The 22,718-nt window shown below is 58.4% G+C and carries 17 protein-coding genes; 6 read left to right on the forward strand and 11 right to left on the reverse strand.

What is annotated here, in order from left to right:
• Positions 1-1,143: 1,143 nt before the first annotated feature.
• From msrA to CAF77_RS05495, 4 genes are all read right to left on the reverse strand, one after another.
• A complete protein-coding gene (msrA, locus tag CAF77_RS05480) occupies positions 1,144-1,611 on the reverse strand; it encodes a peptide-methionine (S)-S-oxide reductase MsrA (protein ID WP_064381575.1) in 468 nt (155 codons plus the stop codon).
• Positions 1,604-2,530, reverse strand: coding sequence for a homocysteine S-methyltransferase family protein (locus tag CAF77_RS05485; RefSeq protein ID WP_064381573.1), 927 nt, complete (start codon positions 2,528-2,530; stop codon positions 1,604-1,606). Before CAF77_RS05485 ends, msrA begins: the two co-directional genes overlap by 8 nt.
• Complete coding sequence (locus CAF77_RS05490) at positions 2,527-3,504, reverse strand: glycine betaine ABC transporter substrate-binding protein (RefSeq protein ID WP_223290694.1); 978 nt, start codon at positions 3,502-3,504, stop codon at positions 2,527-2,529. Before CAF77_RS05490 ends, CAF77_RS05485 begins: the two co-directional genes overlap by 4 nt.
• 87 nt (positions 3,505-3,591) lie before the next feature.
• Complete coding sequence (locus tag CAF77_RS05495; RefSeq protein WP_085654207.1) at positions 3,592-5,646, reverse strand: ATP-binding cassette domain-containing protein; 2,055 nt, start codon at positions 5,644-5,646, stop codon at positions 3,592-3,594.
• 718 nt (positions 5,647-6,364) lie between these two features.
• Here CAF77_RS05495 and CAF77_RS05500 point away from each other — a divergent pair.
• Entirely contained in the window at positions 6,365-7,297 is a 933-nt protein-coding gene (locus CAF77_RS05500) for a bestrophin family protein (protein ID WP_064381570.1), read from the forward strand.
• Between the two features lies 1 nt (position 7,298).
• Here CAF77_RS05500 and CAF77_RS05505 read toward each other — a convergent pair whose 3' ends face one another.
• The 7 genes from CAF77_RS05505 to CAF77_RS05535 all read right to left on the reverse strand — a co-directional run bounded on the left by CAF77_RS05505 (position 7,299) and on the right by CAF77_RS05535 (position 15,283).
• Complete coding sequence (locus CAF77_RS05505) at positions 7,299-8,684, reverse strand: GntP family permease (protein WP_064381568.1); 1,386 nt, start codon at positions 8,682-8,684, stop codon at positions 7,299-7,301.
• 296 nt (positions 8,685-8,980) lie between these two features.
• Entirely contained in the window at positions 8,981-9,826 is an 846-nt protein-coding gene (locus CAF77_RS05510) for an amidohydrolase (RefSeq protein ID WP_064381566.1), read from the reverse strand.
• Positions 9,827-9,855: 29 nt separating this feature from the next.
• Positions 9,856-11,145, reverse strand: a complete 1,290-nt coding sequence (locus CAF77_RS05515) for an MFS transporter (RefSeq protein ID WP_064381563.1) — start codon at positions 11,143-11,145, stop codon at positions 9,856-9,858.
• A gap of 136 nt (positions 11,146-11,281) precedes the next feature.
• Positions 11,282-12,013: a GntR family transcriptional regulator gene (locus CAF77_RS05520; protein ID WP_064381562.1), complete on the reverse strand. Its 732-nt coding sequence runs from the start codon at positions 12,011-12,013 to the stop codon at positions 11,282-11,284.
• A 188-nt stretch (positions 12,014-12,201) separates the two neighbouring features.
• Positions 12,202-13,584, reverse strand: a complete 1,383-nt coding sequence (locus tag CAF77_RS05525; RefSeq protein WP_064381560.1) for an LLM class flavin-dependent oxidoreductase — start codon at positions 13,582-13,584, stop codon at positions 12,202-12,204.
• A 35-nt stretch (positions 13,585-13,619) separates the two neighbouring features.
• Positions 13,620-14,465 carry an amino acid ABC transporter permease gene (locus CAF77_RS05530; RefSeq protein WP_064381558.1) on the reverse strand — a complete coding sequence of 282 codons (846 nt, stop codon included), beginning with the start codon at positions 14,463-14,465 and terminating at the stop codon, positions 13,620-13,622.
• Positions 14,462-15,283: an ABC transporter substrate-binding protein gene (locus CAF77_RS05535; protein WP_064381557.1), complete on the reverse strand. Its 822-nt coding sequence runs from the start codon at positions 15,281-15,283 to the stop codon at positions 14,462-14,464. The genes CAF77_RS05530 and CAF77_RS05535 overlap by 4 nt, the downstream gene beginning before the upstream one ends.
• 241 nt (positions 15,284-15,524) lie before the next feature.
• Here CAF77_RS05535 and CAF77_RS05540 point away from each other — a divergent pair, with 241 nt between their 5' ends.
• From CAF77_RS05540 to CAF77_RS05555, 5 genes are all read left to right on the forward strand, one after another.
• The gene (locus CAF77_RS05540; RefSeq protein ID WP_064381554.1) at positions 15,525-16,643 is read left to right on the forward strand and encodes an SMP-30/gluconolactonase/LRE family protein; all 1,119 of its coding nucleotides are present in this window, start codon (positions 15,525-15,527) and stop codon (positions 16,641-16,643) included.
• A 278-nt stretch (positions 16,644-16,921) separates the two neighbouring features.
• A complete protein-coding gene (locus CAF77_RS29295) occupies positions 16,922-17,083 on the forward strand; it encodes a hypothetical protein (RefSeq protein WP_170928921.1) in 162 nt (53 codons plus the stop codon).
• A 376-nt stretch (positions 17,084-17,459) separates the two neighbouring features.
• Complete coding sequence (locus CAF77_RS05545) at positions 17,460-18,002, forward strand: DUF3833 domain-containing protein (RefSeq protein ID WP_064381552.1); 543 nt, start codon at positions 17,460-17,462, stop codon at positions 18,000-18,002.
• A gap of 25 nt (positions 18,003-18,027) precedes the next feature.
• A complete protein-coding gene (locus CAF77_RS05550; protein ID WP_064381551.1) occupies positions 18,028-19,566 on the forward strand; it encodes a cryptochrome/photolyase family protein in 1,539 nt (512 codons plus the stop codon).
• A 164-nt stretch (positions 19,567-19,730) separates the two neighbouring features.
• Positions 19,731-22,676 (forward strand): PAS domain-containing protein, encoded by a 2,946-nt coding sequence (locus tag CAF77_RS05555; RefSeq protein WP_064384096.1) that lies wholly within the window; start codon positions 19,731-19,733, stop codon positions 22,674-22,676.
• Positions 22,677-22,718: the final 42 nt, after the last annotated feature.

Here is a 22,718-nt window from a genome sequence, read left to right on the forward strand (position 1 = left end):
CGGAGCAAATATCTCGACTGGCAAACCCCAGGGTTCGAACAAAATTTCCGAGCTTTGAGCTCCCAGACACGGCGGGCGAAGCGGGGGCTAAAACCCCATTCTGGATGCGTCAGATTTCACACTACGATGTGCTTTCGGATGGATCCGCCACGTAAGTAATACCGTAAACAAGCGAGCCGGCCCCCAAAAAGCTCGTTTAATCAAACGAATAGGCGAATCCGCGACTCACATCGCCACGGTGTCGCTTATACGTACTAATCGGGCGAGCTCGACTTGTGATTGGGCTGACTGAGGTTGCAGATTCCACATTTATGGGATCAGAAGTTTTTATGCATGAGGTAATCATGCTCGGCCAAAACTTTGATCTGAAAGCCTTTACACGTTTAAGGTCTTCGGGTTCCATTTTTTAAGGAATGCTCAAAGTTGCCAAACCGTCCTAAAAATTACCTCCGAGGACTAGTAAAAAGCAATGGAACGGAAACTACGGATCGCTAACGATGCCCAGCCTTGGTAAAAGTCTAGGATTTACGTAGGCAACTGCTTGGGCTGTGACAGCTGAAACTACCGTGCTAGAGCGGTTATGGGGCCTATAACCGACTATAGTTTTTAAATGCCGCCTGGTGATTCGTTCTAATGTTTAATTATCGGTACTCAATTGTATGCCGTTGAATCGAAGACAGTTGATTTAGACGCGTCAAATGATAAACAACGGATAAAATCGATAAGAGCCCTGAATCGGTTAGCGCTAAACTATCGTTGGAAAATTTGACGAATCTTGAACTTGGTGTAGGCGCATCTTGTTGATTTTGAAGGAGGTATAGTCTTTAAATGCCATTTTCTAATTTTTACCTGATCCTCACAGTTTGAGAGCGATGCTGGAGATTGAAATGGTGTGCGCAACCGGGCTGGCGTCGTAACACTTTGTTACGTGTAATGTATATTATGTTAAACCAGATGCCATGTTAGAAATGTTCATGATGTCACCAGCCCCCGAAAACCAGACATGCAGGCTGCGATCAGCGAGACCGCAGCCATGGAGGTTATGCCAGGATGCCACGCCGTTATGCACGTCGCTAACCGAGTCGGCCAACCGCCATAACGCCCAGCGCGCGTCGGCTGCCTGGAGCCGACTTGACATATGCATCAAATGGAACAGGCGCTGCCACCATGCTTTTCTAGGTAGCGCTGATGTTCTTCATCCGCCTTTTGAAACTCACCCAGTGGCAGGATCACCGTAGCCACTGGCTTGCCCAACTGGCCACTGGCATCCAGCTGCTGCCTGGCGACAAGCGCCAGTTGGGCCTGCTCGGCACTGTTGAAAAACAGCGCGGAACGGTATTTCGCCCCGACGTCCGCACCCTGCCGGTCGACTGACGTGGGATCGTGCAGTGTCCAGAAGTGCTCGACGAGACGGCTGTAGGAAATGAGTCGGGGGTCGAAGTCGACTTGCACGACTTCGATCAGGGTGGCGTCGCCCTGGTCTGACCGAGCGAACCCGACACGGGTGTCGAGCACACCCGGCAATGCCCGGAATGAGGCTTCCGCCCCCCAGAAGCAGCCGGCACCGAATGTCGCCTGCTCTGACAGAGCGTCGCCTGAAAAATCACTCATGCGCGGCCTCCTCACCCTTTAGATACTGCAGGTGCAAATGCAACTGGGCGATATGCTCCGGGCCGATCCCACAGCATCCGCCGACAATGCTGGCCCCTGCGGCAACCCATGATTTCGACCAGTCCAGGTAGGACTCAGGGCCCAGATCGCGCCGAATTTCCAACAAATCGCTATTGGCCTCGGCTTTGGCACTGACAGGGGGGAAAGCATTGGCATAAACCCCCAGTTCGACAGGATGATCCAGGTTTTCAATCACAGCGCGTGCCTCAATCAAGGCCGCGGCCATCACTTCCGGCTGGCTGCAATTGAAGAGCACCGCCTTGGCCCCCAGCTCAGCCGCCACCCGAACCGCATCGGCAACGGCCTCGTTTGAGCGTAATCGCGGTTCCCGGCCCTCTTCGTCCAACAGCGTGAATGACACCCAGAGTGGCGCGGGATCCGTTCCGAGGGCTTCGACCACCGCCCGCACTTCAGCAATGGAGCTTTGCGTTTCGGCCAGCCACACATCGACGTGCGCTTGCAATCCGGCAATCAGTTCGCGGTGGATCGCTACTGAACGCTGATGATCGAACAGATCCGGCCGGTACGACCCCAACGCCGGCGGCAACGACCCGGCCACGGTGACCTCATCGGTACTTTCGCCGGCGGCCTGCCGCGCCAGCCGTCCGGCGCGCTCAGCCAGCGCTCTTCCCTGCTCGGCAAATCGCTCATCGCCAATATGAAAAGGCACCACCGCATAGCTGTTGGTGGTGATGATCCGCGCGCCCGCTGTCACGAACGCCTGATGCGCCTGCAGTACATACTCAGGCGCTTCGATCAGCGCGAGGGCCGACCACTCCGGTTGACGGAACGGTGCGCCGATTCGCTTCAACTCGCGCCCCATGCCGCCATCGAGCACACGTACGTTCGCTCTGGTCATTGGGCTGAACTCACTTGCTGCGCCTGCCCTGCAACCCACTGGTCAACAGTAGAAGGATTGGCTTGAACCCAGGCCTTGGCGGCGACGTCTGCTGGCTGTTTCTCCTTTTCGATCTTCTGGATCAAACCGTTCAACTGTGCTGGGTCGATAGCGAAATTTTGCAGAAACTCGGCAATTTTCGGCGCGCGCTTTTGCAGTGCGGTGGAAGCCAGGACGTACACCTTGGCATCCGGGAAGGCGCAGGTGATGTGGCTCTTGTTCAGCCAGTCAGGATCGACGGTCGGGCTGACGAATTTCCAGCAGCCATCTGCCTTGTAGAGAGGATCTTCTTTTTTGTTGTCCTGGGCGTAGCCATCGAACGCGGGTTCTTCCAGGCGACGCAGATCATAGGCCGAGAAAATCCAGTCAGGGGTGTAGGCGTAGAACACCACGCCGCGTTGCGCCTTGTAAGCCGAGGCCAGTTTGGCGTAGGTCACCGAGGCTTCCGTCGACACGGATTCGAATTTATCGGCGAAGCCGTAATCCTTGGCCTTGATCTGGCCGATATACGTCGACTCCCAGCCCGCCGGCCCCACCAGCAGTTCGGCCTTGCCGCCGCCCAAAGGCTCGAAGAGCTTGGCCACTTCCGGTTTTTTCAGATCGTAGATCGATTTGACGCCGTACTTGTCCTGCAGATAACCGGGAATGTAGAAGCCTTGTTCACCGGTATAAGGATGAGCATTGGGTACCAGTGAGCGGGTGCCGTCGGTGACGTACTTGGCCCAAGCCGCGGACTGATTGGGCAGCCAGATGTCCGTCAGCACATCCACAGAACCGTCGCCCTTGGCCGCCGCACTGAACAGCACCGGCACGTCCCCGGCCAGATACGACACATCACCGTCCAGACGGGTTTTGATCACCTCACCCAGAATGTGTTGAATGGCGATGGCCCCCGTCCAGTTCTGCTCGCCAATGACAATTTTGTCCTTGGCCATCACGCTGGCCGGCACGATCAGGGAAGCCAGCACTGCGGCCGCACTCAGGTTACGCAATAGATGTTTTGCCACGATAAGTCTCACTGTTCAGTTATGCAGATGGTCTTGCTTGCGCAAGCTCGATTGAATGATTCGATCGGGGATCAATGCACACAGCACGATCGCCACGCCGGCCAACACGCCCTCGCCGCCCTTGATATTGCGCAACGCCGTCATGACGTCGTAACCCAACCCTCCAGCGCCGATCAGGGCAGCAACCACCACCATCGACAGGCTCATGACGATAGTCTGATTGATCCCCAGCAACAGGGATCGTCGCGCCAGCGGCAGTTGCACCTTGATCAGGGTCTGCCAGGGGTTTGCTCCATGGGCGATTGCCGCTTCCACGGCATCCTTCGGGACTTCCTGAATGCCCAGGGACGTCAGACGAATCATCGGTGCCAGGGCAAAAATCACCGTCGCAATGACCGCCGGGGTCTTGCCCACCGAAAAGAACGCCACAGCGGGAATCAGATAGACAAAGGTCGGCAGGGTCTGCATGACATCCAGCAAAGGCGTGAGCAGCCTGCGGGCAAATGGCCGCTTCGCCAGCAGAATGCCGGTGGGTACGCCGATCACCAGTGCGATCAGCACCGACGAACCAACCAGCGCCAGCGTGGCAATTGTCCGCTCCCAGAACCCGAACAGGCCGATATACAACAACGCTGCGCTGCTGGTGAGCGCCAGGGCCAGGCCCGCCGAGCGCCAGGCCAGCAATACCAGCGCCAGTGCGCAAACCGGCCAGGGCAGCCAACCGAGCAGGGTTTCGATTCCTTCAATGACCGTGCGAACCGCAACGATCACGCCGACAAAAGCGCTCTCGAACGTCACCTGTGACCAACCGATAAAGTCATCCACGCTCTGGGCGGTCAGTAACAGCGCCTGGCGGCTGGCCGGGAACTGCAAAAGCGCCTGGGTGGTATCGGGCGTCAACACCCGCCAGATCACCAATGCCTGACTGACCAGCAGCACCGCCAGCGGCAACGCCCAACTTGAAACGGCGCGCCGCACCGGTTGACGGCTCAGCGAATACGCGGTGAAACGACTGGCCGCCAGCACGGCCAATCCCGCCACGACCGATATCCAGGATGCGCTCGCAATGCCTTGCACCGCAGTGGCCAGGGCCGCGAGTTCTGCGGCGAACCCGAGCCAGAACAACCCGCCTCGGCCCCGCGCCGCCAGCGCAGCCGGCCCGAGCAACAGGGCTTGCCAGCCGCGCAAGCCCGGCTGAACCGGTTGCTCCTTCGGTGCCGTTTCGGGAGCCTGACGTACCGCGCCACCGGCATCGTGCAATACCGGTGCGGCAGGAAGGCAATCGCGGAAAAAATCCGCGACCTCAGCATCGGCCGGCGTCTCGAGCAGCTGCTTCGGGGTGCCCGACTGCACCAGACGTCCCTGGCGCAATACCGCTATCCGGTCAGCGAGACGGACCGCTTCGGCAGGATCGTGGGTGACCAGCAAAGTGGTGATCCCGCGCTCGCGGACCAAGGCCAGAAAGTGGCTTTGCAGGTCGCGCCGTATGGTCGGATCCAGTGCGCTGAAAGGCTCGTCCATCAGCAGAATATCCGGATCAGTCACCAATGCCCGCGCAAGACCGACCCGTTGCTGCATACCGCCGGACAACTCGTGGGGATAATGCTCGCCCCATCCCTCCAGGCCCATCGCCTGCAACTGTCGCGTGGCCGCTGCATGCCGGACGGCCTCGGATTCGCCGCGCAGCTCCAGAGGCAGCGCAACGTTGTCCAGCACCGTGCGATGGGGCAAAAGACCAAAATGCTGGAACACCATGCCGATTCGCCGCGAGCGCAAATCCCGCAACGCTTTGTGGCTCAGGCCGCTGATAGCCTGACCTTCAATCAAGACCTCACCGCTGGTGGGTTCGATCAAACGATTGATATGGCGAAGCAAGGTCGATTTGCCGCTGCCGGAGGTGCCCATCAGGCACAGCACTTCGCCGCGCCGGACCTTCAAGCTGACATGGTTGACAGCCGGCAACGGCGACCCGCCTTTGCGCAGATAAGCTTTAGTGACGCCTCGCAGTTCGAGGACAACATCGCCCTCCTCGGCGCTATCGTCGATGGGTGGGGCCAATCGTTCAGGCAAGTCGACCTGTACCGTTGCCAAAGAGGTTTGAATAAGTGTCACGAGGGCTCCGGGCAACGAACCGCTGACGGCCAGATATGTGGCCGTTCAGGGTAGAAAAAATGGACAGGAGACTCAGGCAATGACTGCGGACAGGGTTGGCCTGAGGCAAAAAAACGCCGCAAGCGAGGCGCTGCACGTTTCCTTTGCTAAAAGCTAAACGATCTTAAAAAGATTAAATAAATATCTTTTTGGAATGAGCTTAGGCCTTCCCGCCCGGTTTTCCGGAGGTGCTTTTCAAAGCGATCTGGTTTTGTTGCGTGCCGACGGCTGGACGTGCCGCACAGCGACAACGATCCTGTATCGCAGGCCCAAAGCCGTGCCGGTCAACGCTTGATCGACTCATCGACGGGCTGACGTGCAGCAGCAGACTCAGCCCGGTTTTGATGGAGTGTTCCGCGCCCGGGGCACGCGGCGCTCGCGGCGAATCTTCCCGTCCCCGTCAAACAGCGTTGCCGAAACGGAACGAGGCGCCATAGGCCGACGCCGGCATCAGCTTGCCGCGTGGTTCATCTGCGGTCCAATCGGGATACGAGGATTTTTCTCGCAAGCATTGACCATTCAGATGGCCGGGCTTCGCAGACTGACTGACGGTTGGCTGCTTCACCATGGAACTGCCGATGCCAGGCGTCGTCCGAGCTTAAGCGTTTAAGCAAACTGCTCGACACGAGGTTTCCGTTTGAAAGCTGCCATCGTCAAAAAATACCGCCTGATCATCAAGACCCTGGGCTACGTGGGCTGGTCTCTGTTCTGGTTGCTGCTGTGGGACATCGCCGTCACCGTCGACTTCATGCTGTTCCTCAACGCCAAGCTGAACCTGCCGCTGATGCCGCTGACCTTGCTGGGTTCGGCGTTGATCGTATTGATCAGTTTTCGCAACAGCAGCGCCTACAACCGCTGGTGGGAAGCACGGACGTTGTGGGGGGCGATGATCAACAACTCCCGCAGCTTCGCCCGGCAGGTGCTAACGCTGCTGGACGACGTCGGCGGCGAGGTGAATCCGGTCAAATCCACTCTGCTGCGCCGCCACGTCGCGTATGTGAACTGCCTCGCCGCGCATCTGCAAGGCCAGCCTTGTCCCGACGAGGTGCGGGCGTTTATTCCCGCCGAAGAGTTCGCCCGCAGTGGCACGACCAATAACTTTGCCAACGATATCCTCACCGGCTCCGCGACTTTGCTCGCCAAGGAATACAAGGCCGGGCATCTGGACAGTATTCGCCTGGCGCGGCTTGAGTCGACGCTGGTCGACCTGTCCAACAGTCAGGGCGGCATGGAGCGGATCGCCAATACCCCGCTGCCCTACCCTTACGTCTATTTTCCGCGGCTGTTTATTTCGCTGTTCTGCCTGATCGTACCGGTGGGACTGGTCGAATCCCTGGGCTGGTTCACGCCGCTGGCGTCGACCGTGGTGGGATTCATGCTGCTGGCCATCGAACGCATCGGCACCGATCTGCAAAGCCCGTTTCGCCACAGCGAACACCAGATTCAAATGGAGGCTCTGTGCGAAACCATTGAAAAGAACTTGCAGTCGATGCAACGTGATTCGTTGGGTGATGTGTGCAGGCTTGAAGAACACGCCCGGGCAGATTCACTACCTGCGAACAGATCCTGACTCAAACCACTGTGATAACCGCATTCAACATCAACACCACAATCAAACCGACCACAGCTACGATGGATTGAACCACCGAAATGGTCTTGGTTGCTTCGCCCATCGTCATGCCGAAGGATTCCTTCACCATCCAGAAGCCCGCATGGTTCGCATAGTTGAAGAACAGCGAGCCGCAGCCGATGGACAAGGCAAGCAGAGGCAGGTTGAGGCCTGGATCAGCACCTGCAAGCGGCGCCAGCAAGCCAGCAGCGCCAACGATACCTACAGTGGCTGAACCGGTAGATACCGAGAGCAGCATCGCAATCAACCAGCCCAGGATCAGCGGAGGGAACGCAGACTGTTGAGTCAGATGCACAATGGCATCGCCCACCTTGGCGCTGGTCAGCAACTCCTGAAAGGCACCACCGCCGGCGATGATCATGATGATTGAAGCGATTGGCTTGAGGCTCTTGCCCAGGGATTCGCGCAATTGCCCCGCATCGCCACATCGCGCGAGTACCAGACTCGCCCCTGCGAACAGCACGCCCAGGAGCATGGCTATCAAGGGATTGCCCAAGAAACTGGCCATCTTCAGGATCGCATTGCCCTTGGGTAATAGCATCTCGGCGACGGCATGAACCAGCATCAGGATCGCCGGTAGCAAGGCTGCCAGCACGCCAAGCCATACACTGGTGCTTGGTTGATCGTCGGCTTTTTCAGCCAGGGTGAACTGATCCAGCAAAACCTGATCCGGCCGAGTACTCATACGCGGCGAAATGAATGCGCCATAAAGCGGGCCGCCCAAGATCATTGCAGGAATTGCCGCAAGGAAACCATAGAGCATTGTGGGCCCAACCGAGGTTTTGAGCGCCGCGATGGCCGTCAAGGGGCCAGGGTGCGGCGGCACCATCCCGTGCATGGCTGCAAGTGCCGCAATCACCGGAACCCCCACATACACATACGCTGAACCTTTGAAGCGAGCCTGACTTTCCAGCTTTCGCGCCACGCTGAAGATCAGCGGCAGCATGATCACCAGGCCCACCTCGAAAAACATGGGAATGCCAATTACAAATGCAACCATCATCATGGCCCAAGGGATCATTCGATCCGATGTTCGCTTGAGGATGACCTCGGCGATCTGCTCTGTGACGCCTGCGTCAGCAAGAATTTTGCCCAGCATCGCTCCAAGTGCGATGACGACCCCTACTGCCCCCAGTGTCTTTCCGGCGCCGGTCATCACGTGGGAGACGATGGCTTCCGGCTCCATACCGGTTGCAAAGCCAACACCTACGGACACCACTAACAAGGCCAGGAGCGGGTGCATTTTGAGACGCGACACGATGAGCCCCACCAGCACCAGGACGCTCACCAATGCGGTCAGTAAGAGGTCTATATCTAAGGGAGTCATGAAAGGATCTCGGTTGGGCTGACGCTCAAACTGCAGTCAGATTTGAAAGAGAAGTTTGAAACCGTAACGCCTGTCGTTGCACGCGATAAACCAAACATCGTTTGGGTGCTTTCAACTTCGGCATTGGATGACGTGTCCATGGAATCTGCTCTTTTGTAATTGGAATATGCTGCTACTACACAGAACTTCTCGATGAGGCACGATAGGTTTTACTGCAACGTCGTACGTCGAACGTTCTGTAGGTATTCATTTAAATAGGTGAGATGAATGGACATCTGCGAATGCAGGCGCAAGTCTCAGCTTTTGCCTTTTGCAAAACCGAATAACCTTCGAGGGGCTTGCACAAGCAGCGAATCGCTAACCTGCCTCGAGCACTCCAAGGCCTTTAACTGATCGACTACGGTGCGAAAACCGATGCTTTGCTCATGCTGCGTATGCGGCCAGTCGCTGCCCCACACCAACTGGCGAAGGCCAAAACTTTGTTCCAGCAGGGGTAATGCCATTCGAGCGAAATTGATGTTCTGTTGCGGCGTACCTCCGAAACGATAGATTCCCGATACTTTCATCCAGATCGAACCTTTCGACCCCAACTCCAGTAACTCGCAAAACCCGGGCTGATCGATGCCCGAATTGGCATTCGGCCGGCCAAAGTGATCGATCACCAACTTCAAACCGTACGGCGTCAATTGATGGATCAGTCCCGGCAGATCCTTTACCTCCCGATGCAACTCGACATGCCAGTCAAGATCAGCAATGTGGCTGAAAAACGCTCTCCAGGCACTGTTACGAAAATCAGGTAACGCCTTGCCCATCAGGTTCAAACGGACGCCGACCACACCCAACTGATCCATCTCATTCAACATGGCGCGACTGACGCCTGGCTCCAGCACCACGACCCCTCGCAACTGCTGCGGCGCTTGCCTCAACGCCGCCAACAAGTAGCTATTGTCGGTGCCGAGAAAGCTCGGTTGAACCAATACGCCATGACTCAGGCCATGAGCGTGCAAGTGCGTCAGATACTGCTCAAGCGTGGCGTCGTAATCAGGGGTATAGCGCCGTTCACCGATCAAATTCAGATCACGGCTGAACACATGAGCATGGGAGTCGATGCCGGTGATCGGTATAGAGCAGGTATCGGTCATAGCGTTCATCTAATAGAAGGTAATGGGCGTCAGGCCCGCGCACTCTCGTTGCCGTTGATCGTGACTGCCACCGATGTATTCGAAGCTTCGAGGCTGCGTCCACGGGTTTCCGGCAGACAAAGTGCCGCAATCACCGCCACGCCATAGGCAATCCCTGCGTCGATACCAATCGCAGATCCAAGGGACATGGAGTCGCTCATGTGACCGACGAGGAACGGGAACACCGCGGAAAGCACTCGGCCAAAGTTGTAGCAGAAGCCGACGCCGGCGCCGCGCACGTCTGCCGGGTATAGCTCGTTGAACAACGCGCCAAGGCTTGCGGGAATACCGGCCGCAAAAAAGCCGAGCGGGAACCCCAGGAACAGCATCTGGGTATCGGTCAGCGGCAAGAACACATAACTCTGCACCGTGATGACACAGCAAAGCGCGAACAGGACGATGTTTTTGCGCCGGCCAATCCGATCGATCAAAAAGCCGCTGACGACACATCCACACCAGAACGCAAAAATGATCACCGCCAGGTAGCCACCAGAATTCAGTACGGACAGATTACGCTCAGTCTTGAGGAACGTTGGCAGCCAGGTCATCACCGCGTGATAACCACCGTGCGCACCCAGCCCCAATAGACCGCCGAACAGCGTTACGCGGATCAAATCGGGCCGGAAAATGCCGGCCAGGGATTTGAAAAAACTTTGCGGGATGGCGTTTTCTTTTTGCAGACGCTGGAAGCTGTCGGGCTCCTCCACATTACGACGCACCCAGATAATCAGAAACGACGGTAGCAGCCCAACCAGGAACATCACGCGCCACGCCATGTCCTGCGGCACGAGGGAATAAATCAGTGTGAACACTCCGACGGCCAGCCCCCAACCCACAGCCCAGGCACCTTGTACGGTGCCCATCACTTTGCCGCGATACTGCGGATTGATGGTTTCGGCCATCAATACTGCACCCGCTGCCCACTCGCCGCCGATGCCGAAACCCTGCAGTGCCTTGACGATCAAGAGCTGGTTGAAGCCGGTGACAAACGCGGAGAGAAAAGTAAAAAAGGAGAACCACACAATCATCCACTGCAGCGTACGCACCCGGCCGTAGCGATCGGACAACGTCCCCCCTACCCAACCGCCGATAGCTGACGTGACCAGAGTCACTCCGCTGATCAGCCCCGCATCGCCCTTGGTCAAGGCGAACGCGGCGATCAACGCTGGAATCGCCAGGCCAAACATTTGTACTTCCAGTGCGTCGAGGGACCATCCGCCGAAGCAGGCCCAAAACGTTTTGCGCTCCCGAGGAGTGATTTGGCGATACCAGCTGAACATGATTCTTATCCTTATAGGCGGAACGTGAGGCAGCCGAGCGCGAACCGCGCCGCTTCGGGGCCAGTCATCTCAAACAAAACGATCAAACCAGCGGCGACCGTCTCGCCGCTGAACGATCCGCTAACCAGGCACGGGGTTAGCGAATATCCACGCTGTAGCGAAAGTGTTCGGCATGCCCTCGGGAGCGGCGCCACTCCAGGGGCGTACCCGCGTAATCGCGCGCCAGACGCTCGATCACCACCACGGGGCTGCTGATTGGTACTTGCAGCAATCGCGCGTGCACCTCATTCACTGATTCAGCGGTGAGTGTTTCTTCGGCATAGGCGACGACCTGACCGCATACCTCTTCGTAGATCGGATACAGCAGCGGCCCTTGACGACTCAAGTCAATCTCCAGCAGCGGCTGGAAGCGGCTGCGCGGCAGCCAGATTTCTTCGGCGAGCACCGGCTGAACATCGAGCAGACGTACTCGGACAATCCGAATGACCGGCGCGTCAGGTGGCAGCCCTAGCGCCTGCGCCACCGCCGACGGCGCAATCATCGGTTCGATCGACAGGATGCGACTCTCCGGTACCTTACGTTCACCAGCAGCAGTCTGAAAACGGAAGAAACGGAATAACGAAGATTGAAATTGAGGCCGGCGAACGAAGGTGCCTCGACCTTGCTGACGCTCCAGAATGCCCTCACTGACCAGCGCGTCGACCGCTTTACGCACGGTACCGGTGGACAGCTGATACTCCGCGGAGAGCGCGGCTTCGGTGGGAATAGCCTCCCCCGGGCGCCAGCGATTGTTGGCAATCTGCTCAGCCAAGTGGTCACGCAGACGTTGGTAAAGCGGCAGGCGAACATCGCTGGAAAGAGAATTCATCGACTTTATTTACCTTGTTATCTAGTCATCTATATGAATTTTTGGTGAGTATTTCCTCCGACGACTTGACTGTCAAGAAGATGCACGGCCTCTTGCTGACGAATGGTGATCCATCGCCCGGCAAGCCTACGTCAAGCAAGCTCTATGAGAGTCACTGCGCCCAGCACGACGCGTGACTCCCCCCTCCCCTAAAGCGCCTTGTCGAAGCGGAACGAAGCCCCATAGGCCGAGTCAGGCAGGTGGCTGGAGTGATCTGCCCGTAACCGCGAACGGAAGGTGCCGCTTTGCGGTTGAGTCCGGTACAGCCCTCGCTTTTGCAGTTCGGGAATCACCAGTTCGACAAAGTCCTCAAGGCTGCCCGGGCTGATCAACGGGTTGAGCATGTAGCCGCTGGTGCCGGAAATTCGCGCGTGTTCTTCGATGCGATCGGCGACTTGCTGCGGTGTACCGACGAGAATCAGGTCGCTGCCACGAGTAACGCTGGCGAAGCGCTTTTTCACATCACCCGCCGTCAGCGGCTTGCCACTGCCATCGGGGCGCATCACGTATGAGGTCAGGCCTTCGGTGTGCGTCGAGAGTGCATCGCTGTCGGCGTAGCGGCTGATGTCGATGCCGGTGTCGCCGGCGTAACTGACCAGTTGTGCCTGCAAGTGATAGTTGCTTTGCAGCTCGTCGTATTTGCGCTGGGCTTCGATTTCGGTTTTGGCCGTGACGATGCGCAACACCGTCAACGATTTCACGTCTTCACGTTGACGTCCTCGCGCCTGCGCCTGGGCCCAGATGTCTTCCAGGCCCTGACGGATTTCCTGCGGGTTGGATTTGGCGATGAAGATCAGTTCCGCATGCTTGGCGGCGAATTCTCGACCGCGTCCCGACCAGCCCGCCTGGATCAGCAACGGTGTGCGCTGCGGAGACGGAGCGGTCAGGTGCGGCCCGGCCACGCGATAGTGCGCACCCTCGTGATTGATCGGTCGCACCCGGTCGCCTCTGGCATACAGCTGGCGGGCCTTGTCGGCCACCACGGCGTCGTCGGCCCAACTGCCCTCCCAGAGTTTGTACACCACATCGAGAAACTCTTCGGCGCGCTCATAGCGATCGTCATGCTTGATCATTTGCTCCAGCCCGAAATTGCGGGCGGCGCTGGACAGGTAAGAGGTGACGATATTCCACCCCACTCGCCCATTGGTGAGGTGATCAAGCGTGCTGAAGCGCCGGGCGTGGGTAAACGGGTGCTCATAACTGGTGGTCACCGTGACACCAAACGCCAGGTTTTCCGTCACGGCCGCCAACGCCGGAATGATCATCAACGGATCGTTGGCCGGCGCCTCCACCGCCCATTTCATCGCCGCATCGGCATTGCCGCCGAACACATCGTAGAAACCCAGCACATCACCAAAGAACAACATATCGAGGTGCGCCTGATCGGCAATCCGCGCCAGGTTTGACCAGTAGCCCAGCGAATTGATCGCCAGGCGTTCGTCAGCCGGGTGCGTCCAGAGGCTCGGTGCACCGCCGCACCCGACACTGGCTTGTTCATAGAGTGCAAACAGCAGAGGTTTAGGATCGGACATTGGGGTTCCTGCAAGAAATCATTTAACGAAATGGCTCAGCGCTGATGCTTGAAGCCTCTGCCGTAATGGCGTTCGAGGCGATGCTGGATCAGTTCGAGACCGATGGATAACAGCCAGTAGATGGCGGCTGCGGTGGTCAGCATTTCAATGTAACGGTAGGACGAACGCCCGTACGACTGCGCCAGAAACATCACTTCCCAGACCCCCATGACCGAAATCAGGGAAGAGTCCTTGAGCATCGAAATGAACTGGCTGGTGGTCGGCGGAATGATCGTGCGCATGGCTTGCGGCAGGATGATGTGGATGAACGTCGCGGCCGGCCTCAGGCCCAGTGCGGCGGCTGCTTCGCGCTGACCCGGGGCAACTGCGAGGATGCCCGCACGAAAAATCTCACTGAGATAAGCCCCGTAGTTGAGCGACAGCGCGATGATCCCGGCGCTGATTGCACCCGGCACCACGCCCAACTGCGGCAGCCCCAGATAGATCAACAGGATCTGGATCAACAGTGGCGTGCCGCGAAAGAACGAGGCGTAGAAGCTGGCGATACCAAACGCCACGGCGCTGCTCGACAGCCTGGCCAACGCGGTGACAAAGCCCAGCAATAACGAAAACCAGATCGAGCAGAAACACAGGAATATCGTCAGCGCAGCGCCCTGCAAGAACCCGTTCGGGCCCAGATGCAGGCCGACCAGGTTGGGCAACTTCTCCAGAATGATCGAAAACTTCAGATCGAAGCGCATGAAAAACCACACGCCCAGACCCGACAGCGCCGCCCACGTCAGATACAGGCGCGTGCGAAAGCCGAATAGCTGACGTGTCAGTGGCGGCTGCTTTTGCGAGCTGACAGCCGCTTTGGCCGGATGCGGATTGATGGCTGTCATTGGCTGATATCAGAACCGATCCACTTGCGGGATATTTTGCTCAGCGTGCCGTCAGTCTTGAGTTGTGCGATGACTTCGGTGACTTTCGCATTCCATTGCGGATCGCCTTTTTCGACCGCCACGACGTTCGGTTCGGCATACAGTGGATCTCCGGCAATCTTGAAGCGCGGATCCTGAGCGATGCGTTCACGCGCGGTGATCAGGTTGGTGACCATGGCATCCAGGCGCACGCCGGTACCCAGTGCGAGATCCTGGAAGGCAACGGTTTCGTTGTCGTAAGGGGCGATCTGGACATTGTCGAATGGATAGCTCAACGGTTTGTCCTCGGCGCCTTCAATGACCAGATCCTTGTTCAGATAGGCCTCATAAGTCGACGCACTGATCACACCGACTTTTTTGCCGGACAAGTCCTTGCCAGTGGCAATGTCCTTGTCCTTTGCATTGACCACGATCACCGCCGGCGACTGGTAATACTCCACGGGGAAGTCGAACACTTCGGCCCGCGCCTTGCTCGGTGTCATCGAGCACACGCAGATGTCGTATCGACCGTTCCAGTGCCCGGCGGCAATCACGTCCCAGGAAGGCGTTTCAAGTTTCAGCTTGACCCCAAGACGTTCGGCCACAGCTTTAGCGACATCCACATCGAAGCCGTCGAGCTGGTTCTGGTCGTTGAGAAAAGAGAACGGCGGGTAACTCTCCATCAGGACACCGGTGAGTTCACCTTTTTGCGTCACGCGATCAAGGGTGGGCCCCGCGAATGCTGCAGAGCAACTGACGGCGAGCGCCAGGCCAAGTGTCAAATGTGTAGGGATCTTCAAGTGCGAATGCTCCAATCAGGAAAAACCTGATTAGATTAAAACGCACTATAAAATTAATATGAACTTCGTTTTGGGAATAAAAAGCTGCGCTTGGGCTATATGGAATCCTGGCCCTCAGCCTTAACCGACGCGCCTCCAACGCCAAGCCCTGTCGGGGTTGGAAAATGATTAACTTGTACGATGTCCTATCACGGGTTATTAGTACGCCTCCCAACAAAAATAAAACCACGGAGATCGCTACATGGACTCATCCCTGGCCGCCAAGCATGAAAGCCTTGAACAGGTAAAGGGCAATACCCGCCGCAGCTTCCTGAAAAAATCCCTCGCTGTTTCCGCCACGCTCGCCACCGGCTCTGCCTTGCTGCCCAGTCTCGCTGAAGCCGCCGAACCGTTGAGTCAACGCTACCCGGATCCACTGATTCACATCCTCGACGACAGCTTCCTCGACTTGCGTATTTTCAACGCCAGTGTGGAAAAACTTGCCACTGGGATGCGCTGGGCCGAAGGACCGGTCTGGATCGGCGATGGCCGCTATTTGCTGGTCAGCGACATCCCCAATAATCGCATCATGCGTTGGGATGAAATCACCGAAACCTTCACCGTGTACCGTGAACACTCGAACTTTTCCAACGGGATGTGCCGGGATCGCCAAGGGCGGCTTATCGTCTGCGAAGGCTCTACCACCACCAGCGAAGGCCGCCGCATCACGCGCACTGAATACAATGGCACGACCACCGTGCTAGCCGACAGCTTCGAGGGCAAGCCCTTCAACTCGCCCAACGACATCGTCTGCAAAAGTGACGGATCGATCTGGTTTACCGATCCGCCATTCCAGACCGGCAACAACTACGAAGGCCACAAAATCACCCCGAGCCAACCCCACGCCGTTTACCGCATCGACGGTGAGAGCAGAAAGGTCACTCGGGTCATCGACGACCTGAACGGCCCCAATGGTCTGTGCTTTTCTCCCGACGAGAAAACCCTGTATGTCGTCGAAGGTCGCGCCAAACCCAATCGCTTGATCTGGGCCATTGCCGTGAAGGAAGACGGCACACTGGGCGAGCGTCGCAAGCACATCGAGGGGCTGGACTATGCGGCAATCGACGGTATCAAGTGCGACGAAGCGGGCAACCTGTGGTGCGGCTGGGGCGGCAATGGAGATCCCAGGGCCGACCTGGAAAAACTCGACGGCGTGCGGGTTTTCAACCCACAGGGCAAGGCCATCGGGCATATTTCGCTGCCAGAGCGCTGCCCGAACCTGTGCTTCGGGGGGCGCGAAGGGAACAGGCTGTTCATGGCAAGCAGTCACTCGATCTACTCGCTTTTTGTGAATACTCGCGGGACTGCGTTTGCGTTGTGAGCACGCCGTTATGCTCTTGATCGTTTGCTGAATATCGAAACACTATCTTGCCGCGCAACCAGGGATGCGCGGCATTCAATCCCGCGCCGTGCAACTGGCGTATGCCACCGGCGAATGGAGACTTCAAGGACTGTCGGGAAAATCATTCTGACAATGCACCCATAAGATTCGCCGTAACACACCCGAAGCGTTCAAGGATGAACATTCATTCATCAAAAACAGGATTCGATGCGTCTAGTCTGCGGGTTACGACATAGTGACTACAGGAGTAACCCACCATGTTCTCGCACGAAAGCATCCCGCTGATCATCCTTTTCACCATCCTGCTGCTCGGCGTACTCACCGCCGTCCTTCATCCCGTGCATGCGTTCTACAGTTGGCTCCAGAAGCGCAGGGAAAGATCCGCTGCCGAGGCCGCGAGCGAGGCGGATTCGCACTGATGAGCATGACTGGCCCGGAGGAATCCGGGCCTTTTTCCGCCTGCTGGCAACAGCACCGCAAACCACAGTGAACACTATTCGCGCCCTCTCCCCGCTACCCAGGCAAACCTTCAGCTTGTGATGTCGGTTCTGCGCATTTGCGCGAAAAAATTGCCGCTTGATTGTCAGGTGGCTTTTTTCCGCCTATCGTGAACAAAACCTATACAGAATTACCACCTTCGTACAATTATTTTGGGTGCTGATCCGCCATGCCGCGCAACACTGCCGCGGGAGAGCGAAATTAGACGGCCGCAACCCTGTACGCGCGCTTCATGGCGTACAAGAAAGCATCTCCAGCGCGGTCCCTCGACCCCCTCTGCCATCAGGGAGTAAAGCAATGACTCGATTAGTGCTGTTATTGACACTGCTACTCAGCATCGCAAGCTGCACCAGCGTGGATGTCAGCCGTTATGCCGATCAACAACCAGCCCTCGATCTGCAGCGTTTTTTCAGCCAGCCCGTCAAGGCCTGGGGAATGTTTCAGAAGCGCGGCGGCGAAGTGACCAAGCGTTTCGAAGTCAACATTATCAGCCGTCGCGAAGGCAACAACCTGATTCTCGACGAGCGCTTTCTGTACAGCGATGGCACCCGCCAACACCGCGTATGGACATTGACGCCCGAGGGCCAGGGACGCTGGAGCGGCCGCGCCGGTGATGTCGTAGGGGTTGCCCAAGGCCAGGTGGCGGGCAACACACTTCACTGGCGTTATCGGCTGAACGTACCGGTCGACGACTCGACCTATGAAATGAGCATGGACGACTGGATGTACTTGATGGACGAGGACACGTTGATCAACCGCACCAGCATGTCCAAGTTCGGGGTGGAAGTCGGTCAGGTGACTTTGTTCTTCCGCCGCCAAGGCCCCGAATCAAGCCAATGAACCGTAAAACGCAGAGCTCCATTGAATGAACGTTACCCGCCGCTTGTGTCTGGTACTGGGCGACCAGTTGTCGTTCGATCTGGCTTCATTACACGCACTCGACGCCGAGCGCGACACCGTGTTGCTGGTTGAAGTCATGGAAGAAGCCAGTCATGTGCCCCACCATCCACAAAAGATTGCCCTGATCTTCAGCGCCATGCGCCATTTCGCCCAGGCGTTGCGGGATCAGGGTACGCGGGTTGAATACGTGACCCTGGATGATCCCGATAACAGCGGTTCGGTGCCCGGTGAGCTGAAGCGCTGGCAAGCGTTGTTGCAGGCCGAGCAAGTGCACATCACCGAGTGTGGCGACTGGCGACTGGAGCACTCGATCAAGGAATGCGGTTTGCCCATCCACTGGCACGCCGATACGCGTTTTCTGTGCAGTCGCGAAGAATTTGCCGCATGGGCCGAGGGCAAAAAACAGCTGCGCATGGAGTTTTTCTACCGTGAGATGCGTCGCAAGAGCCGCTTGCTGCTCAATGGTGACGGCTCACCAGTGGGCGGCGCGTGGAACTTCGATGCCGAGAATCGCAAGGCCCTGCCCAAGGGCGTCAAAGCGCCCTACCCGGCACGGTTCAAAAACGACGCCATCACCCGCGATGTACTGGCACTGGTCAAGGCGCGCTTCAGCCAGCACTACGGCGCGCTCGATGACTTCAACTATCCCGTCACCCATGCCGATGCGCAGGCACTCTGGGCGTATTTTCTTGATTATGGTCTGGCGGGGTTTGGCGATTACCAGGACGCAATGGCCAGTGAAGAGCCGTTTCTGTTTCATGCGCGCATCAGTGCGGCGCTCAACATCGGCCTGCTGGATCTGCGTCAGCTGTGCAGCGATGTGGAGTCGGCGTACTGGGCCGGCAGCGTTGCGCTCAATGCCGCCGAAGGCTTCATCCGGCAACTGATTGGCTGGCGGGAATATGTGCGGGGCGTGTACTGGCTGAAAATGCCGGATTACGCACTGGGCAACTCGTTCGGCAACAGCCGGCCACTGCCCGAGTTCTACTGGACGGGTGACACCCAGATGAACTGCATGCGCCACGCCATCGGGCAAAGCTTGCAGCACGCCTACGCGCATCACATTCAGCGGCTGATGGTCACCGGTAACTTCGCACTGCTCGCCGGCATCGCGCCGAGCCAGATCTGCGAGTGGTATCTGGCGATCTACATGGACGCCTTTGACTGGGTCGAACTGCCCAACACGCTGGGCATGGTCATGCATGCCGATGGCGGTTTTCTCGGTTCCAAACCCTATTGCGCCAGCGGCCAGTACATCAATCGCATGTCGGATTACTGCCGCGGTTGTGCGTACAAGGTCAGCGAAAGCACGGCGGACAATGCCTGCCCGTTCAATGCGCTGTATTGGCATTTCCTGATGCGCCACGGTGAGCTGCTGCGCGGCAATCAGCGCATGAGCATGATGTACAGGAACCTCGACCGCATGCCGGAAACCAAACAACAGGCACTCTGGCAACGCGGCCAGGCATTGTTGGCGCGGCTGGATAACGGCGAATCGTTTTGAAATCAGTGCTAGCCCGATACGACCTTGCTCCATCAGTGAAACTTAACGACGAAGCAACCTGTCAACGGATCAGCAGCCACAACGCTTCCCGATATTGACTGCACCTGTCGGGCATGTCCGACCCTCTGAAATCGGCCCCTGAAAAATTCAACCAAGAAGGTGAGATGGACACCCTCAAACACCTTAGTCGCGAAGCGCTCGAGTCCGAGGTCAAGCGATTACGCGCCGCCTTGCAGAGCACTGAAGTCGACAATGAGCGCGACATCACGGCGCGACTGCACGCCAGTCAGGCCGCGCTCGCTCGTAGTGAGGCGCGGCAGCGCGCGGTTTTCGAGAGTGCAGTGGATTTCGCGATGGTCGTCACTGACCTCGGCGGATACATCACGGAATGGAACTGCGGCGCAACCAACGTGCTGGGCTGGTCCGCCGAAGAGGTTCGCGGCCAGAGCGCGGCCTGCTTTTTCACACCTGAGGACCGCGCCGCCGGCCGGGTCGAACAGGAAATGCAGCGCGCCCTTGCCGAAGGCCGTGCCTACGATGAGCGATGGCATTTGCGCAAGGACGGCGAGCGATTCTGGGCCTCTGGCGAGCTGATGCCGCTCTACGATGAAGACCAGACTCATTTGGGCTTCGTGAAAATTCTCCGCGACCGTACTCAGGAGCATCTGTACGGGCGCGCCATAATCGAAACCAAGGAACGCTATCGACTGGCCGTCATGGCCACCAGTGATGCGGTGTGGGACTGGGACCTGCAAACCAACCAGATCATCTGGAACCAGGCGTTGCAACAGGCGTACGGTTTCGCGCTGGAGAACGTTGATCCCAACGGTGACTGGCGGTTCTCGCGGATCCATCCGCAGGATCAGGCGCGGGTGCAGGCATCGATCCGCGCCGCCATCGAAGGCGACGGCACGACATGGAGTGCGGAGTATCGGTTCTGCTGTCAGGACGGCTCCTATGCCGAGGTGCTCGATCGCGGGCACTTGATCCGCAATCAATCCGGCCAGGCCGAACGCATGATCGGCGCGATGCTTGACCTCACGCGCTCGCGCAGTGCCGAAACGGCGTTGCGCCGCAGTGAAGAGCGTTTCAGTACCATTCTGGAAACCATCGAGTCGGCGTTTGCCATCGTCAAAGTCAAATTCGACGCCAACGACGAGCCAGTCGACTACTACTTCGTCGAGGCGAACCCGGCGTTCGAGCGCCAGTGCGGGGTCAACCTGCGCGGTAAATGGGTGACCGAATTCGCGCCCAATCTGGAACGCTTCTGGTTCGAAACCTACGGCCACGTGGCCAAGACCGGGGAGCCGGCGAATTTCGAGAACTACGCCAATACCTTCGAGCGCTGGTTCGACGTGCGCGCGGTGCGGGTCGGTGACCCGGCCGACCGGCAGATCGCGATCCTGTTCAACGACGTCACCGAGCGGCGCGCGGCAGAAGACCGCTTGCGAGCCAGTGAGGCGATCGCCCGGGAGAACGTCGAGCGCGTGCAACTGGCGCTCGCGGCCGGCGCCATTATCGGCACCTGGCACTGGGATCTGCTGACCGACCGTTTTGCCATCGACGAAGGCTTCGCCCAGGTGTTCAATCTCGACCCGGCACTGGGGCGTGAAGGCCTAAGCCTCGAACAAGTGATCACCAGCGTGCACCCCGACGACCGCGATAGCCTGACCACGGCAATCGACGAAGCCATTAGTCGTGGAGGCGCTTATTCCCATCAGTACCGTGTACGGCGCGAGGACGGCAGATACCAGTGGATCGAGGCGAACGGGCGTGTTGAATGTGCAGAGGACGCAACGCCGCTGCGCTTTCCCGGCGTGCTGATTGATGTCGAGGAGCGCCGCACCGTCGAGGCGGAGCGCGACCGGGCTATTGCCGCGTTGCGTTCGCTCAACGACACCCTCGAACAACGGGTGTCATCGCGCACCGCCGAGTTGATGCAGGCTGAGGAGAAACTGCGTCAATCGCAGAAGATGGAAGCGGTCGGCCAACTGACGGGAGGCCTCGCTCACGATTTCAACAACTTGCTGGCCGGCATTTCCGGCGCGCTGGAGTTGATGGGCGCGCGGATCAATCAGGGCCGCTTGAGCGAAGTCGACAAGTACATGGTGACTGCACAAGGCGCGGTCAAGCGTGCCGCCGCCCTCACCCACCGCCTGCTGGCCTTCTCCAGACGCCAGACCCTCGATCCGCGGCCCACCGACGTCAACACGCTGATGACCGGCATGACCGAACTGATCCAGCGCACGGTGGGCCCGAGCATTCTCCTGGAAACCATCGGCTCGCCGGTGCTCTGGCCGACACTGGTCGATGCCAGTCAACTGGAAAACGCCCTGCTCAACCTGTGTATCAACGCCCGCGATGCAATGCCCGACGGCGGACGCATCACTATCGAGACCGCCAATCGCATCATGGACGCCGAGACCGCCGGCGCGCTGGACATGCCCGAGGGCGAGTATGTGTGTCTGTGTGTCACCGATACCGGCACCGGCATGTCGGCCGATGTCATCGCCAAGGCCTTCGACCCGTTCTTTACCACCAAACCGCTAGGCCAGGGCACCGGGCTGGGGTTGTCAATGATCTACGGGTTCGCCAAGCAATCCGGCGGCCAGGTGCGCGTGCACTCGCAGGTCGACCGGGGCACCACGATGTGCATCTACCTGCCTCGTCACCGTGGCGATCCCGTGCAGAGCCACGATGACAAGCACATCGCACCGGCGGTGGTGCCCAAGGCCAGCGAGACCATTCTGGTGGTCGACGATGAACCCACCGTGCGCGCCTTGTTGACCGAAGTGCTCGGCGATCTCGGCTACAACCTGCTTGAGGCGGGCGACAGCGTTGCCGGACTGAAGGTGTTGCAATCGAACGTGCGCATCGACCTGCTGATCACCGATGTCGGCCTGCCGGGTGGCATGAACGGCCGGCAGCTGGCGGATGCCGGCCGGGAGATCCGCCCGAACCTGACCACGCTCTTCATTACCGGATATGCGGAGAACGCAGTGATCGGCGCCGGTCAACTTGGCCCTGGCATGCAGGTGCTGACCAAGCCCTTCGCGGTCGACACACTGGTAGCGCGGGTCAGTGAATTGATGTGCTCAAGATCCGAATGAACGACCGCTGCGGCGGATTAACCGAGGCAGACTGGCTGCGGC

The organism is Pseudomonas sp. R15(2017) (assembly GCF_002112685.1).
GTDB lineage: Bacteria > Pseudomonadota > Gammaproteobacteria > Pseudomonadales > Pseudomonadaceae > Aquipseudomonas > Aquipseudomonas glycinae.

What these genes read in the sequence shown, in the direction of transcription:
- CAF77_RS05540 (WP_064381554.1), top strand. Translation starts at nt 15,525, where the DNA reads ATGGACTCATCCCTGGCCGCCAAGCATGAAAGCCTTGAACAGGTAAAG.
- CAF77_RS29295 (WP_170928921.1), top strand. Translation starts at nt 16,922, where the DNA reads ATGTTCTCGCACGAAAGCATCCCGCTGATCATCCTTTTCACCATCCTG.
- CAF77_RS05485 (WP_064381573.1), bottom strand. Translation starts at nt 2,530, where the DNA reads ATGACCAGAGCGAACGTACGTGTGCTCGATGGCGGCATGGGGCGCGAG.
- CAF77_RS05520 (WP_064381562.1), bottom strand. Translation starts at nt 12,013, where the DNA reads ATGAATTCTCTTTCCAGCGATGTTCGCCTGCCGCTTTACCAACGTCTG.
- CAF77_RS05510 (WP_064381566.1), bottom strand. Translation starts at nt 9,826, where the DNA reads ATGACCGATACCTGCTCTATACCGATCACCGGCATCGACTCCCATGCT.
- CAF77_RS05505 (WP_064381568.1), bottom strand. Translation starts at nt 8,684, where the DNA reads ATGACTCCCTTAGATATAGACCTCTTACTGACCGCATTGGTGAGCGTC.
- CAF77_RS05490 (WP_223290694.1), bottom strand. Translation starts at nt 3,504, where the DNA reads ATGGCCAAGGACAAAATTGTCATTGGCGAGCAGAACTGGACGGGGGCC.
- CAF77_RS05530 (WP_064381558.1), bottom strand. Translation starts at nt 14,465, where the DNA reads ATGACAGCCATCAATCCGCATCCGGCCAAAGCGGCTGTCAGCTCGCAA.
- CAF77_RS05515 (WP_064381563.1), bottom strand. Translation starts at nt 11,145, where the DNA reads ATGTTCAGCTGGTATCGCCAAATCACTCCTCGGGAGCGCAAAACGTTT.
- CAF77_RS05555 (WP_064384096.1), top strand. Translation starts at nt 19,731, where the DNA reads ATGGACACCCTCAAACACCTTAGTCGCGAAGCGCTCGAGTCCGAGGTC.
- CAF77_RS05525 (WP_064381560.1), bottom strand. Translation starts at nt 13,584, where the DNA reads ATGTCCGATCCTAAACCTCTGCTGTTTGCACTCTATGAACAAGCCAGT.
- msrA (WP_064381575.1), bottom strand. Translation starts at nt 1,611, where the DNA reads ATGAGTGATTTTTCAGGCGACGCTCTGTCAGAGCAGGCGACATTCGGT.
- CAF77_RS05545 (WP_064381552.1), top strand. Translation starts at nt 17,460, where the DNA reads ATGACTCGATTAGTGCTGTTATTGACACTGCTACTCAGCATCGCAAGC.
- CAF77_RS05550 (WP_064381551.1), top strand. Translation starts at nt 18,028, where the DNA reads ATGAACGTTACCCGCCGCTTGTGTCTGGTACTGGGCGACCAGTTGTCG.